This window comes from Allostigmatella hybrida (assembly GCF_020103775.1).
GTDB lineage: Bacteria > Myxococcota > Myxococcia > Myxococcales > Myxococcaceae > Hyalangium > Hyalangium aurantiaca.
Map to the genome: position 1 here is coordinate 59,768 of NZ_JAHXBH010000007.1, position 14,469 is coordinate 74,236.

General features: G+C 65.2%; 8 protein-coding genes and 2 pseudogenes. 3 read left to right on the forward strand and 7 right to left on the reverse strand.

What is annotated here, in order from left to right; genetic code table 11:
• Positions 1-78: 78 nt before the first annotated feature.
• On the forward strand, positions 79-3,006 hold the full coding sequence (locus KY661_RS14465; protein WP_225410763.1) for a CHAT domain-containing tetratricopeptide repeat protein: 2,928 nt from the start codon (positions 79-81) through the stop codon (positions 3,004-3,006).
• Here the strand turns inward: KY661_RS14465 and KY661_RS14470 are convergent.
• Complete coding sequence (locus KY661_RS14470) at positions 2,978-3,352, reverse strand: VOC family protein (RefSeq protein WP_225410764.1); 375 nt, start codon at positions 3,350-3,352, stop codon at positions 2,978-2,980. The two genes, KY661_RS14465 and KY661_RS14470, sit on opposite strands and share 29 nt — an antisense overlap.
• An 81-nt stretch (positions 3,353-3,433) precedes the next feature.
• Here KY661_RS14470 and KY661_RS14475 point away from each other — a divergent pair, with 81 nt between their 5' ends.
• Positions 3,434-4,207, forward strand: a complete 774-nt coding sequence (locus KY661_RS14475) for a tyrosine-protein phosphatase (protein WP_225410765.1) — start codon at positions 3,434-3,436, stop codon at positions 4,205-4,207.
• A gap of 98 nt (positions 4,208-4,305) precedes the next feature.
• Here KY661_RS14475 and KY661_RS14480 read toward each other — a convergent pair whose 3' ends face one another.
• The 6 genes and pseudogenes from KY661_RS14480 to KY661_RS14505 all read right to left on the reverse strand — a co-directional run bounded on the left by KY661_RS14480 (position 4,306) and on the right by KY661_RS14505 (position 12,430).
• Positions 4,306-5,028, reverse strand: a complete 723-nt coding sequence (locus KY661_RS14480) for an immunity 52 family protein (protein WP_225410766.1) — start codon at positions 5,026-5,028, stop codon at positions 4,306-4,308.
• Positions 5,029-5,035: 7 nt separating this feature from the next.
• A pseudogene (locus KY661_RS14485) lies at positions 5,036-5,606 on the reverse strand (AHH domain-containing protein); the annotation flags it as partial.
• Positions 5,607-5,807: 201 nt separating this feature from the next.
• A complete protein-coding gene (locus KY661_RS14490) occupies positions 5,808-8,048 on the reverse strand; it encodes an RCC1 domain-containing protein (protein WP_317987260.1) in 2,241 nt (746 codons plus the stop codon).
• 955 nt (positions 8,049-9,003) lie between these two features.
• A pseudogene (locus tag KY661_RS14495) lies at positions 9,004-10,393 on the reverse strand (IS1380 family transposase).
• 95 nt (positions 10,394-10,488) lie between these two features.
• Positions 10,489-11,058, reverse strand: a complete 570-nt coding sequence (locus KY661_RS14500; protein ID WP_225410968.1) for a hypothetical protein — start codon at positions 11,056-11,058, stop codon at positions 10,489-10,491.
• 19 nt (positions 11,059-11,077) lie between these two features.
• Entirely contained in the window at positions 11,078-12,430 is a 1,353-nt protein-coding gene (locus KY661_RS14505) for an AHH domain-containing protein (RefSeq protein ID WP_225410767.1), read from the reverse strand.
• Positions 12,431-13,216: 786 nt separating this feature from the next.
• Between KY661_RS14505 and KY661_RS14510 the strand changes: the two genes are divergently transcribed.
• The gene (locus KY661_RS14510) at positions 13,217-14,404 is read left to right on the forward strand and encodes an exo-beta-N-acetylmuramidase NamZ family protein (RefSeq protein WP_225410768.1); all 1,188 of its coding nucleotides are present in this window, start codon (positions 13,217-13,219) and stop codon (positions 14,402-14,404) included.
• The last annotated feature ends 65 nt before the right edge of the window (positions 14,405-14,469 follow it).

The window sequence follows — 14,469 nt, forward strand, 5'->3', positions numbered from 1 at the left end:
CCCACCGAAAGGAGCAGTGTCCGCAGCATGCGCCGGCACAGAGACTGTGAATGGCAGGTTTCCCGATGGATGCGGTGGATGACGGTGGCACTCCTGTGTTGCTCCGTTGGAGCAGCGGCCGGGGAGGGGACACCCTCCGATGCGCGGTTGCAGGAGTCGCAGACGGCCTATGACGGGGCGAAAGCGCTCCAGGCGGCAGGCAAATACGCCGAGGCCGCCGTGCAAGCAGCGCGTGCCCTCGCGCTGAGGGAGGCGCTGCTCGGAGGTCTGCACCCCGAGACCGCCAATGCCCTGAACCTGCTCGGCGAGTTGCACCAGGTGCAGGGGGACTTTGTCCGGGCCGAGCCACTGCTCCAGCGGGGGCTCGCCATCCAAGAAGCGGCCCTCGGCAAGCACCATCTCAGCGTTGCCCAGTCGCTCAACGCCCTGGCGACCCTCTACAAGGTTCAAGGGTTCTATGACCGGGCGGCGCCGCTCTGCGAGCGTGGGCTCGCCATCCGGGAGGCGGCCCTCGGCAAGAACCATCTCGACGTGGCCCAATCACTCAATACCCTGGCCAACCTCTTCCGGGCCCAGGGGATGTACGGCCGGGCCGAGCCGCTGTATGTCCGCGCGATTGCCATCCGGGAAGAGGTCCTTGGCGGGAGCCATCCCGCCACTGCCGCCTTGCTCAATAACCTCGCATCCCTCTATTTCGAGCAGGGGATGTATGGCCGGGCGGGGCCCCTGTACGAGCGCGCACTCGCCGTGGCGGAAGAGGTTCTTGGCAAGCATCACCGCACCACGGGCCAGTTCCTTAACAACCTTGCCAATGTCTACAAATCCCAAGGGTTGTACAGCCAGGCCGAACTCCTGTACGCGCGTGCGCTCGCCATCATGGAAGAGACCTTTGGCGGGAATCATCTCAACGTTGCCCAGGCGCTCAGCAACCTGGCTTCGCTCTTCTGGGAGCAGGGGATGTATGACCGGGCAGAGCCGCTGTGCCAACGCGCGCTCGCCGTGGCGGAAGCGGCCCTTGGCAAGAATCATCCCGAGGTGGCCGCCTCGCTCAACATCCTCGCCAGCATCTACCGGGAGCAGGGCCGGTATGACCAGGCCGAGTCCCTGTTCGAGCGCTCACTCGCCATTCAGGAAAAAGCCCTTGGCAAGGGCCATCCCGAGGTGGCCTCCTCCCTCAATGATCTCGCTGTGCTCAAGCTGGCTCAGCGCCGTGTGAGTGTGGCCGTTCCCCTTTTCGCGCGCGCGTTCGCCATCTCCGAATTGCGCCTGCGCAATGAGGCACTCGACTTTTCCGAAGCGCGCCTGGCCAGCTTTCTCCAGTATCTGCGCATCAACGAGGAGCGGCTCTATTCGTTGGTACGCGCCTATCCAGACAATGCTCAAGTGAGGGAGCTGGCCCTGGGTGCGGCCCTGCTGCTCAAGGGACGTTCCGCGGAGGAGACGGCCGGTATTTCCCGTGCCGTCTACCGGAGCCTGGGCCCTGAGGAACAGGGGACCTTCTCGCGGCTGCGAGGGCTGCGCAATCAGCTGGCCACCCTCTCGCTTCACGGTCCTGGCTCGCTCTCGTCTACGGCCTACCAACGCCGGCTCCAGGAACTCGCCGGGCAGGGCAATGCCCTCGAAGCCGAGCTGGCCAAGCGCTCCGCCCCCCTGCGCGCGCTGGCCGCGCTGCCACCGCTTTCCCGCATCACCGGCCGCGTCGCCGCGGCCTTGCCCCAGGAGGGGGCCCTCATCGAGTTCATTGCCTATGAGGACCGCCCGCTCGTGCCCAAGTCCGGCATCTCCATGAGCCAACAGGCCCACCCGATGCGCTACCTGGCTTTGGTGCTCTTGCCGGACGCCACCATCCGGGTCTGTGATCTGGGACCCGCCGGGCCCATTGACTCCGTTGCTGCTCGCCTGCGGGATGCCCTGGCGAGCCGGGATGCGGACTTTCAACCGCATGCCCAGGCGCTCTACCAGCTTGTGTTCCAGCCGCTGTTGCCGTTGCTGGGAAAGGCGCACCGTCTTTTCCTCTCACCGGATGGCCAGCTGGGATTGGTGCCTTTCGCCGCCTTGCACGATGGCCACCGGTTCTTGGTGGACGCCTTCGACTTTACCTCCGTCACCTCCGGGAAGGATCTGCTGCCCCGTCCCCAGAAGACGGCCCCGGCCACTTCCATCGTTGTCCTGGCGGATCCGGATTTCAGTGCCGCGCCTTCCGCCCAGCCCTTCTCCGTGGCAGGGGCTTCCGCACAGACCGAGCGTTCTGGCGCGCGGGGGGTGGCGCTCGGCCCACTGCCCGGCACCCGCCAGGAAGCGGAGGCCATCCAGCGGCTGCTTCCCCATGCCAAGCTCTTCCTGGGCCCCGAGGCCACCAAGGAACGCCTGCTGCACCTGCCGGAGGCCCCCGGCATTCTCCACCTGGCGACCCATGGCTTCTTCTTGGAAGATGTCTCCGGGCCTTCACAGTCCCGCGCCGTGGGCCACTTTGGCGCTTTGGGCGAAGACGTGTTCGCCGAGAGCCCGCCGGATCCGCTGCTGCGCTCCGGTCTCTTCTTCGCGGGGGCAAGCGCTCCGGTGTCTGGCGCCTCCAGCGGAATCCCCTCTCCGTTGGACAGCTCGCTCGTGACCGCGCTGGAACTGGCGGGCCTCAACCTGTGGGGCACGCAGCTGGTCGTCCTGTCCGCCTGTGACACGGGCCGGGGCGACGTCCGGCTGGGGCAGGGGGTCTACGGGCTGCGCCGCGCCTTCATCGTGGCGGGGGCGGAGACCGTGGTGATGAGCTTGTGGAAGGTGAACGACGACTCCACCCAGCAGCTGATGGAGGCCTACTACCGCAACCTGCTGGCGGGGCGGGGACGGGCCACCGCCATGCGCGAGGCCATGCGCGGGCTGCGTGCCACCCAGCCCCATCCCTACCATTGGGCGCCCTTTATCGTCTTGGGCCGGGATGCTCCGCTGCGCGGGTGGGAGCCCCGTCCACGGGAGCCATCGCTCACGAGCCCATCGGCTCGGCGACGATGACCTCGATGCCCGTCGGATCGACAAGGCGGGCAATGCGCTCGCCCCAGGGCTGGTTCTCGGGAGGGGCGGTCACGGGGGCTCCCACGGCGATGGCCTTCTGGACGGTCTCATCGACACTGTCGACGTAGAACCACAGGGAGACCTGGCTCGGGCCACGGGGAGGGTTGGCGTGAGTGCCCAGCCCCAGCTCCGCGGCCCCGATGCGCAACGAGAGATAGGCCGGTTGCTCCTCCGGAAACTGGTAGACCACCTCGCCGCCCAGCACGTCACGATAGAACGCCAGCACGGGGGGGAGTTCGCGGACGGCCAGGATGGGAAATCCCGTGCGCGGTTTCGTCTGTTCCATGCCTCGCCTTTCGAGCGCCGTTTCAGCGCACTCTACCAAGTCCACTTGTCTCCCCTGGGCGTTGATGGGAGACGGGGGGCCATGGTTGTTCATCCCTTCCAGAGGCTGTCGAATTTCCGCGACGTTGGCGGCCTGAAGACGGCGGACGGACGGACGTTGCGAACCGGTGTGCTGTTCCGCTCGGACGAGCTGTCCCGCCTGAACGCGGAAGACTGGGTCAAGCTGCGCGGGCTCGGCATCCAGCTGATCTGCGATCTGCGTTCTCCCGGGGAGCGCCAGAAGCGGCGGCTGCGCCTTCCGGACGAGTCGATCCGGGTGGTCAACATCCCGCTCCACGAGCAGGCGACCCAGGACGGCAGCCGCAGGAAGCTGCTCGGCTTCCTGTTCGGGAAGACCGGCGGCGAGCGGTTCCGGGAGTTCAGCAGAGCCTATTACCACCACATCGCATTCGAGCAGACAGCCCGCATTCGCGAGGTCTTCACCTTGCTTGCCGAGGAGCAGAACCTCCCGGCGGTGATCCACTGCACTGCGGGCAAGGACCGTACTGGCTTCTTGGCGGCCCTGATTCAGTGGCTGGCAGGCGTCCGCTACGAGGAGGTGATGGAGGGCTACCTGCGGACCAATGACTACTTTGCGCCTCGCCTGGAGAAGTTCCTCAAGGTGATGCGGGTCTTGACGCTGGCTCAAGTCTCGTCGGAGCGCATGCGGTTGATCCTGATGGCGCACCCCGATTTCCTGGAGGAGGTGCACGGCACCCTCATGAAGCGGCATGGCTCGGTCGAGACCTACCTCCGCGAAGCCTGCGGGATTGAGCAAGACACGTTGCGGAAGCTCAAGGATCGTCTCCTGGCGTAAGCCCACGAGTACAGTGAGGGGGCTGTCACTTGGAGAATGGGGAGGAGGAGTGGCGGCGGGCACTGACGAGCGGGATCGACAGCCCTACGGCCATGCAGTCACCCTGCTGGCCAGGGCTGCGACTTCCGCAGCAGCCCGGCCGAGTCCAGCAGCTCGTGGACGCGTGCGGCCAGCGCGACGTGCTCTGAGTTGGACGCGGTGAACCGCTCGGGAGTGAGGATGACGATGGGGCCCTTGTCCTCCAAGGGCTCGATACGCACGGGAGCAGGCAGTGGAGGCACCGTGCCGCGCAGCCGCGAGAAGTACATCACCCAGCCCATCGAGGTGCCTGCGGGCATGACCTGCTCTGAGATGAGGCTGTCGTACTGGTGTGAGGTGACCACTCCCCACTCTGGCTCCCAGGTCAGGGCCATGGCGCGCAGCACCTCGGTCATGACAGGAGCGGTCAGCACCCTCTCGCTGATCGGCCCCTCATCGTAAGGCTTGAGCACGCAGGTGGACGGAAGGTGGAGGGAGGAATGGCCGCAATTGCCATCAACGAGGGAGGTCTCCTCCAGATTATCACCCGTCCACAGGTGGAATGAGAAGCCAGCAGCGACCTGGTTCTCTCTCTGTGCAAACAGCTTCTGGAAGCTCGCGGCGTCCATGGCGAACTGAAGTTTGCGCGCCTCCTCGAAGGAATCTGCCTTCTCATACCAGCAGCTCCACGCCGGGTCGCAGCGACCCAGGAGTTGGAAGAAACGCTCCGCGCGTCGTGCACATGCCTCAGCGGATTCACGCCGGGCGAGCCAGTAGGCGCCCGCGTAATAGGTCTCGATCATCGAACCTCTACTCCTCACGGAGTTGGGGAACAGGGGGAACAGGGACGACCTCAATCGGGAGGCGCGCATCCCGGAACATCTTCTTGAGTGCACCTGCGAGTTTCTCTTCAGCGACGATCCACCGGATAGGCGCTCCATTGGCGGCTGCGAACTGGTGCTGCGCCTGAGCAAGCAGCTTTGACGCGGTAGGCGTAGCCCTTGGGCGCCCCCGTCCTCTGGGCTTGATAGGTCCGGGCGCTCTCGGACATGGACTCGTTCGCCTCAACCCATTCACCCGGCCCACCGGAGCTGGGCAGCGCAGCCTGCGCGCCCGCCTTGCCGCCCGAGTTATCGCGTGCCGCCATGGCGACTGCGTTGGGGGCCAGCGCGATGGTAACGCCCTCGGCATTGATGGCGACCGATCCCACCTGAGCCAGAGCTGGGGCCGTGAAACGGATGCCCAGCTGTGCTTCGGCTACCACCGCCGCCTGCCCGGCTCCCGGCAACTTGGGCAGCGCCGCCGCCATGCCCGTCGCCGTGTTGCCCGTCGCTACCATCGCCAGCATGACGAAGGCTCGGGCCGCCTTCTCCCCCATCGTTCCATTCACCTCCCGCGCACGTATCAGTGCCCCTGTCCCTCCTATGCGTTTGCGTTTGGCGAGCACCACCAGACGCCCCAGTATCGCTCCTGCACGAAAACCTACTGGCGAGGTGTGCCAGCCGAGAGCCGGTCACTGTCACGGAGTTCCTCAGGGGTCCTCGGACAATGACCAGTTCTCCGTGTTTGAACCCGCGCCGCGTCAGTAGAGAAAGGAGCGAAGTGGAAAGGTCGAATACTGGGCAGGTCCATGCCCGAATTGACCGTCGGAGTTGGAGCCCCATGCCCACACGGTGCCGTCTGAGCGCACCATCAGCGAGTAGCCATAACCCGAACCGATGGCGGCCACCTCACTCACACCTTGCGTTTGCACCGGTGAAAGACGCCTCGCCGTGGTTCCATCCCCCAAGTGACCGTAGGAATTATCGCCCCAGGCCCACAGGGTACCGTCGGAGCGCAGTGCGAACGACTGAGAGGTGCCCGCACCCATGGACACAGTGTCACTCAATACTTGAACGGGTTGCGTGCGTTTCGTTGTGGCTCCATCACCCAACTGGCCAGCGCCGTTCTCGCCCCAGGACCACAGGGTGCCATCAGAGCGCAATGCCAACGAGTGGGAATAGCCTGCTTCAATGTCAACGACTCCGGTGAGCACTGACACCTGCAGAGGCGTGGCACTTCCATTCAAAGTTCCGTTTCCGAGCTGGGCGGAGTGATTGTTGCCCCAGGCCCATACGGTTCCACCTGAACGCAGTGCCAGCTGGTGAGAGCCTCCAGTGGCAATGGCCAAGACGCCACTGAGCCCTTGCACCTGGACTGGCGTGGATTGCGTGTGGCCTTGATAGCCATCCGGTCCGGTGTCTTTGTCAAAGATAGCACCCCAGACCCAGACGGTGCCATTGGAGCGCAATGCTGTCGATTGAGAACCACCTGCAGTGATGGCAACGACTTCAGTCAAACCCAAGACCCGGACGGGGGCGGTGCGGATATTCTGGGTTCCATCTCCAAGCGCGCCATCCGTGTTCCCACCCCAAGCCCATACCGTACCGTCATAGCGCAACGCAAGCGAGTGGCTTGAAGCGGCGGCCACGGCAACGACCCCGTCGAGCCCTTGCACCCGCGTCGGCTCGGTTCGATTGTTTCGAGTGCCATCTCCCAACTGACCGTGGTAGTTCTGGCCCGAGGCCCAGACGGTTCCGTCGTAGCGAAGGAAGAGGGCGTGGTTCAAGCCCGCTGCCACCGCCGTGATTCCCTCCAATGCTTGAGTTTGCTCGGGTGTGGAACGAGCGCTCGTGGTCCCATCGCCCAGTTGGCCATAGCGATTGTCGCCCATGGCCCAAAGAGTACCATCAGAGCGCAGAGCGAGCGAATGGCCATAATTTGTCGCGATGGCCACGACTCCACCAAGTCCTACGATTGGAGCCGGCGTGAATTGGCCCACCCTCGCTCCAGTTCCGAGCTGACCCGAGGAATTCCTTCCCCAACCCCAGACGGTACCATCGGAGCGCAGCGCCAGTGTATGGTCTCCGCTCACTGCAATCGCCGTCACTTCGCTCACGCCTAATACCTGCGTGGGGGTGGTCTGCACGATAGTGGAGATACTGCTCAAATCGTACTCTCCGACGACGGATCGTCCCCAGATCCAGACAGTGCCGTCGGAGCGCAGCGCCGCCGACTTGGCGCTGCCTGCGGATATGGCCACGACTCCACTCAACCCCTGGATCTGTACTGGTGTGGTGTGTCCAACCTTTGTCCCGTCTCCCAATTGGCCGGAAGTGTTGTCTCCCCAAGACCAGACAGTGCCATCTGAGCGCAGCGCCAGCGAATGTCCGCTGCCCGCGCTGATGGCCAGAACGCCACTGAGTCCTTGCACCTGCACGGGTGTGGTCCGGTTGATGGTAGAGCCATCCCCGAGTTCGGCGGAGCTGTTCATACCCCAAGCCCAGACCGTGCCGTTCGAACGCAATGCCAACGAATGGTAGCTTGCGGATGCTATGGCCGTGACTCCGGTAATGCCTTGCACTTGCGCTGGAGTCGACCGGCTGCCAGAACTGGTTCCTAGCTGTCCGTAGCTATTGCTTCCAGTCGTCCAGACCGTGCCATCATAGCGCAGCGCCAATGAATGGCTGTAGCCCGCTGCGACGGAGACCACGCCACTGAGTCCCTGCATCGGCACCGGCGCCGTGCGAGAAGTCGTGGACCCATCACCGAGCTGACCATAAGCGTTGTAGCCCGTAGCCCAGACAGTACCATCGGCGCGTACGGCCAGGGAATAGTTTGAGCCTACTGCGACACGGCTTCTTGCTTGTTGAGCGCCCAGTGCGGAATCGCGCGAGGCGGATGGAGTTTCCCACTCAGTGGCTTTTCCGCAGCCGACCAGAATCAATGCGCCCAGCCAAACCCGCAGAATTAATTCCATTCTCAGTCGTGTGTCTCTGTTCAATTCGTTTCTCCTGTGTCTGTCCCATGGCCTAAGCCAGTGGAGGCAAGTGTGGTCAGGGGGCTGTTCGGCGGAGCACCGATTTCTCGGCTTCAGCGACGCTGCCCCCTGACAGAACTTACTTCCCTCGGCTTAGAAACACTCATGCGTTTGTCTCCTCGGATCGTGCGCTTGGAGTTCCTCACCAGGCAAGTCCACCAGCGAAGATGAAGGAGCGCGGGTTTCCTACCGCTGTGCTGCAACCGGACTGGAGCCTCTGTCGATGCGCCTCGCCTTTGAATGGCGCAATTCGCAGCATCTCAAAGCGATGCACTCTGTCCTGCGAGAGTCTTGTCAAACTCGTCTCTCATTCCGAGTGAATATTGTCAAGTGCAACATCGCCCTGATGCGTCAGCCTGCAAACGCTATGAAGAGGGTGTACTCCGCGAGCGGGTCCTCGGTGGTGTGAGCTTCCTTCTTGTGGGACTGAGCGGTGTGGCGGGCTTTGGCGTACGTGAAGGAGCTATTAGCGCAGAACGACTATTTCGATGTGAACATGGGTGCGGTCGGACCCAAGGGAGAGGCCGGGACGCGAGGTCCTCAGGGCGCGCTGGGACCGCAAGGCCTCAAGGGAGACATCGGAGCGCCGAGGCACAAGGGGGACACCGGACCGCAAGGGCCTCAAGGCGTGCAGGGCCCGCCAGGGCCCAAGAGGGCCACCGGTCCTCAAGGCATCCAGGGCATTCAGGGCGTGCCGGGCCTGGCCAAGGCGCTGTCCTGCCGTTATCCGGTCGGGGCATCGGTGAACAGCTAACCCGGATCGGTCACACCGGGCACGGCCATTGAGCTGGCGTCGCAGCGTAGCCTGCTGGTGGCCTCGTGCTTGGTCTCGCGCTGGTTCTGACTTCGGCAACGGCAAAGCTCGGCCATCTCCGGCCGGAGATGGGACCCGCGCGAGGGTGTCAAAGAGCAGCGGACGTCAGGATGGAGCGGAGGCAGTGCGCAGTTGCTCCGCGATGCGCACGAAAAGGTCTCGCACCGGGGCGGCGGCACTCAGTGACTGAACGACTCGGCGGACGCTCACACGGACGAGGGCGGCGACCTTCAGCAACTTGAGCCGAAGGGTGCCCGTTTGGGCACGCTCAAGCTCCGTGCCTTTCAGGCCGAAGTGCCGCAGCAGGTTGAGCAGCACGTAGGCCACGGAGGCGAACCACAGGCGCAGCTGGTTGGCACGCATCGTGTGGGCGCTGGTCGGGTCAGCGAACAAGCCCAGCTGCTGTTCCTTGATTCGGTTCTCCATGTCACCGCGTGCGCAGTAGAGCTCCTCGTAGAGCGCCTGGGAGGGGTGCTGCTCCTCGGAGAAGGAGGTGACAACGAAGCGAGGGTTGTGCTTGTCGCCCAGCCACTCGGCCTTGGCCACCACGCGGCGCTCGCGCGTCCAGGAGTCACGTGTCCGGTAGCGCAGTTCCCGGTAGGCACGCGTCGGTACGCCGTCGCGCTCCTCCCGCGACACTGCTCGCCCCAGCTCTATGTCCGTGGCAATCATCTGCTGCAGCCGCTTGCTGCGGGCCAAACCAAAGACGTAGTCAACGCCGTTCTCCTCGCACCACGTCATGAGACCATCGCGTGCGAAACCCGAGTCGGCACGCACCACAATACGAATGGCAGGCCAGCGCGCGCGGAGGCGAGCTACAATCCGCTGGACCTCCTCCAGCGCGCCCGCAGCCGCGTCGATGTCGGAGGTGCGCAGCCTGGCGACCAGCAGGAAGTCACCCGCGACGATGTAGAGCGGCAGGTAGCAGTAGTTGCCGTAGTAGCCGTGGAAGAAGCGGCCTTCCTGGGTGCCGTGGATGGGCTCGTCGGTGGCGTCCAGGTCCAGCACCACCTCGCGCAGCGGTCGGCGGTGCGCATCAAGGAGGGCGTCGACGAAGAAGGCTTCCACCGCCTGCGCGTCGTAGACGACCTTGCGGTAACGCGCGTCACAGGTGGCCTTCGCTGGCGTCAGCTCCAGCCGATTGAGCGTGCTCGGGCTGGCCAACTGCTGCGCCGGGTCTGCCTTGCCGACCACTGCCGCGAGCAGTGGGTCATTGCGCAATGTGGCATGGTCCACAAAGTCCTCGTAGTCGCAGGCGAGGGCGAAGACGCGCTGGCGCACCAGTTCCTCCAGGGAGTGGTGGATGAGGTCCGGGGCGCGAAGGTCGCGAAAACAGGCGGCGAACTTGCGCATCAGCCCGAATCTCCGGCCGGTCCGGTGCAGCAGAATCAGTCCGCCGTCCGAGGAGATGTGGTCCGCATCGAACGTGACCACCAACTTCCGCCCCCCCGACGCCGTCGAACTCCAGCTGATTCGGGGTACACTCTGTTTTCACCGCGTAGCTCCTGTCGATAGGTGGAAAGCCTTGAGAACTCTCCAGTTATCGGTCGGTCGCTACGCGGTGTCCCCTCTACCCGTGATCGATCCGGGCTAAACCTCTTCAAACTTCATTCCCGTGGCGCCCAGGCGCTCTAGCGCATCGCGGATTTCCTCACGGACGATCAATGCGATGTGCCATCCCCAGGTACGGAACACCTTAGCGTCGCCCACCTTGGAGGTGTCAATGCGCAAGCCCCATATATCCCGGTACTGTCCGACCTTCTCAGGTCGCCCATCCTCTGGCGTCCATACCTGGACCTCTTCGCAAGCCCCGTCATCAATGCAGCGAATCAACTTGTTGGCCACGAGGACACAGAACAGCTCGGGTTGGCCCTCAATCCCCACAGGGAAGAGCTGTACGTCCTCGGGAGCGAGCTGAGCGAAGACGGACGCGACCCTGGGATGTACCACCGGAGTAGCGATGCCCCCGTAACTGAAGTCCACCGCCCTTCCCGGGTTGGTAACGGGAAGCGTCAAGCGTCCCGGGTCAGGAAGGGGTCTTCCATCCGTGAACGCCCACGGGTCGTTCACCTCCTGGCCCCGGAACTCAGCGAGCATTCCGAGCGACCAACGCGCCTTAACAGACATGTCGACGGCAAGCTTGAAGTACCGCTTAGGCATGTTGACCATTGTGGCCCTACTAGGTTCTCGTCACCAGCCTGTTGAATCTGGTGCCTGGAGTGGCGATTTCCTGCCCCAACTTGCGGAGTTCCGCTGTCAGCGCATCGCGGCATTGCTGCATGGTGCGGCACCCTCGTGTCGCATCAGTCAGCCGCTCGAAAACTCGCTCATGATACTCCGTCGGGTGAGGCCCCTTGTGGCCCTTGACGCGAACGATGTTGGAAGAGTCGTCCAGCGACATGCCTGCCTTGTCGAAAATCTTCTGAAACTCGGGCGACCACGGGCCGTCATTGTGGGTGGACTTCCACCACTTGTTCGTCGCGATGTGGTGGTCATGGCCCTCCGCGTCCACCGGGGCGGCAGTCGCGCCCCCCATGGCCTGTGCCAACATGGCCACCGCGTTAGGCGCCAGCGCCACGGTGACAGCCTCGCCCGACACAACCACCGCGCCCACTTCTCCTACGGCGACAAGGCGGATGCCCGCTCGGCCCCCAGCCAGTGCCGCCGCCTGGGCGGAGCCAGGCAGCGTGGGCACCGTGCTGGCGAATCCCGTCGCCGTGTGGCCCACGGCCACCGTCGCCAGCAGCGCGAAGGCTCGCGCCGCGTTCCGGCCCATGACCTTTCCGTAACGCTCGCCCGCGTCGCGCAGTTCGTCAAACGTGGTGGCCCGGTCGGCTGCTTCCACCAACCGTTTGAAGCCCGCTATCAGCGTCCAAAAGGTGTCCACCCCCAGGTAGACGATGGCTGTTGCCGTCATGACGGCAGCCAGGCCCTTGCTCACCGGCTCGGGTACCGACCAGATGACCAGGTAGATCGTCATGGTCCACAGCGCCGCCGATAGCGCCGCGTGCGGGTCGGCCATGTCTCGGAAGGCATCCAGCATCTCTTCGCGGACGATGCCTTGAGCCAGGGCCATGGCCAGCGTGTAGCGCCCGTCTCCGGTGACGCCGGGGCTATCCACCAACAGGCGCAGACAGTCGCCCTTGCGCCCGGTGCGCTCGCACCAGCGCAGGTACGCCCGCGTCAGTTCCACCTCCGCTGGCGGCATGTCGGAGGCCACCAATGCAGTCCCGTCCAGCGGCGTGAGCTGCCGGGTCCGCTGGTTGAAGAAGTACGCACCGCCTCGGGCATCCGCTCCCATCAGGTGCCGCGCGGCTTGCTGGGGATTGGCTGGGGGCCGCATGTCCCGCGCCAGCCGCGCTACGGCTTCCTTGAACTCGCGCCGCTCCACCTCCACCGGCTCGGCATCGCCGCTGTCAGGCGTGAAGACGACTGGCGGCCCCCGGCCCGTCTCCAAGCGCACCACGCGCCCCGAGGCACAACCTGTCACCAAAGCCAGCAGCAGCAGCGCGGCAGCGCGATGCACCCTCATCAAGCCCCCCGGTGGGAATGGGGGCCATTCTCCGGGGCGCGGACGGCCCACGGCCAGGACTCAGCGGATTGGGCTTTCCCATACGCCACCTCGGGACGTGGCGCCTCCTCCGAGCGCGGCGGCAGCCAGCACCCGTGCCGAGCACCACCTCGGCGCCGTGGAGTCCTCCAGGTACGTGGTGACCGCGCGTCCGTGCCGCGCACCGCCTCGGGCCGTGGCGCCTTCCCGCGCCCAGCACCGCCTCGGCGGCGTGAATAGCTGGGACCACCGCGCTCGCTTCTTCCGCGTGCTGGGCCGCATGTTCGCCGCCCCCCATGCCAGCGCTCGTACTGCACGAGGATGGAGGAAGAACACACGCCGCATGAGGCGGCGCACCTTCGGCACACCGACGTGGCCTTGGGTTCTCCGGCACTCGTCAGCAGCCCTCCTCTGCCTCTCTGCCCTCGCCCGTTCCCTTCAACTCTGCCCCTCTCCTTCTGATGCGCTATATCAGGCCATCATTTCCAACTCATTCACCTCGGCTGCCTTTCCCTCTCTCGACTCCATCGAGCCTGGCATTGGCACCGTGTCCTGGTGCGTCTTGTCGGCGCTCTGGCCGCCGACTACCCTCCCGGCGAAAATCGAAACTGGAGAGGTGTTATGGAGAGAGTTCCTGGACGGCTGAGCCGCCGAAGCGTTCTCGCCCTGGGCGGTGGGGCCGCCGTCAGCGCCATCGCCTGTGGTGATACGGACGTCGACAGGGAGAGCCCCGCGCCGGAAGAACCCAGCCTGCGACCCCGATTTCCGGTGCGCACCGGCCTGGATCGCCTGGTCGAGGGCGGTTTCGCGGCGCTCGCCGGTCAGCGGATCGGCATCATCTCCAACCCGACCGGCGTGAACGGCAGGTACAGCCACCTGGTCGACCTGCTGCATGCGCACGCCCAGGGCACCGGGGGGCTGACCATTGGAGGCGTCTTTGGTCCCGAGCACGGCTTCCGCGGCTCCGCGCAGGCCGGCGACACCGAGGGCACGGGGACCGATGCACGCACCGGGCTGACCGTCTACGACGCGTACAACGCCAGCCAGGCCACCTGGGAGGGCCTCTACGAGCGGGCCGGCGCGCAAACCCTCGTCTTCGACATCCAGGACGTCGGCAGCCGGTTCTACACCTATATCTGGACGCTCTACGACTCGATGGCCGCCGCCGCCCGGCGCGGGCTGCGCTACGTCGTGCTCGACCGGCCCAATCCGGTGGGCGGCAAGGCGTACGGGCCGATGATGACCCCCCGCTTCACCACCGCCGTCGGCAAGAAGGAGATCGTCCAGCAGCACGGGATGACCATCGGAGAGCTGGCCCGCTTCTTCAACGGCGAGTTCCTGCCGGCCGAGGCCGGGCGCCCGGTCGAGCTGGAGGTCATCGAGTGCAGCGGATGGGCGGCGGACATGATGGGCGGCGACACGGACGTTCCGTGGGTCATGCCGAGCCCCAACATGCCGACCCAGGACACCGCGCTGCTGTACCCCGGCACCGGCATGTTCGAGGGGGTGTCGAGCCTGTCCGAGGGGCGCGGCACCACGCGTCCGTTCGAGCTCATCGGCGGGCCCGGGTTCGACTACCACTGGAGTGACCGGCTCAACGCCGCGAACCTGCCCGGGGTGTCCTTCCGGGAGGCCTACTTCACGCCGACGTTCAACAAGTTCGTCAACACGCTGTGCGCGGGCGTCGAGGTGAAGGTGACCCACCCCCAGGTCTTCGATCCCATCCGGACGGCCGTCGCGATGCTGGTGGAGGCGCGCAAGTACCCCGCCTTCGCCTGGCGGGCCGACGCCTGGGATTCCGCGCGGCCGCACTGGATTGACAAGCTGAGCGGGTCCGAGCGGCTGCGCACGATGATCGACGCCGGGGCGTCCACGGACGACATCATCGGCGCGTGGCAGGAAGAGCTGGCGGCGTTCGACGCCCAGCGCCGCCCCTACCTGCTCTACCCACGCTGACGGGCCTCGGTCTGGCGCCGCATCCCCCCCGAGGAGCGCTGCTCGAGGGGGATGTGCCGGGCCTG

Bases quoted from the DNA above. Each gene is read 5' to 3' on its own strand.
- KY661_RS14505 (WP_225410767.1), bottom strand. From the start codon at position 12,430: ATGAGGGTGCATCGCGCTGCCGCGCTGCTGCTGCTGGCTTTGGTGACA.
- KY661_RS14480 (WP_225410766.1), bottom strand. From the start codon at position 5,028: ATGATCGAGACCTATTACGCGGGCGCCTACTGGCTCGCCCGGCGTGAA.
- KY661_RS14465 (WP_225410763.1), top strand. From the start codon at position 79: ATGACGGTGGCACTCCTGTGTTGCTCCGTTGGAGCAGCGGCCGGGGAG.
- KY661_RS14475 (WP_225410765.1), top strand. From the start codon at position 3,434: ATGGTTGTTCATCCCTTCCAGAGGCTGTCGAATTTCCGCGACGTTGGC.
- KY661_RS14470 (WP_225410764.1), bottom strand. From the start codon at position 3,352: ATGGAACAGACGAAACCGCGCACGGGATTTCCCATCCTGGCCGTCCGC.
- KY661_RS14500 (WP_225410968.1), bottom strand. From the start codon at position 11,058: ATGCCTAAGCGGTACTTCAAGCTTGCCGTCGACATGTCTGTTAAGGCG.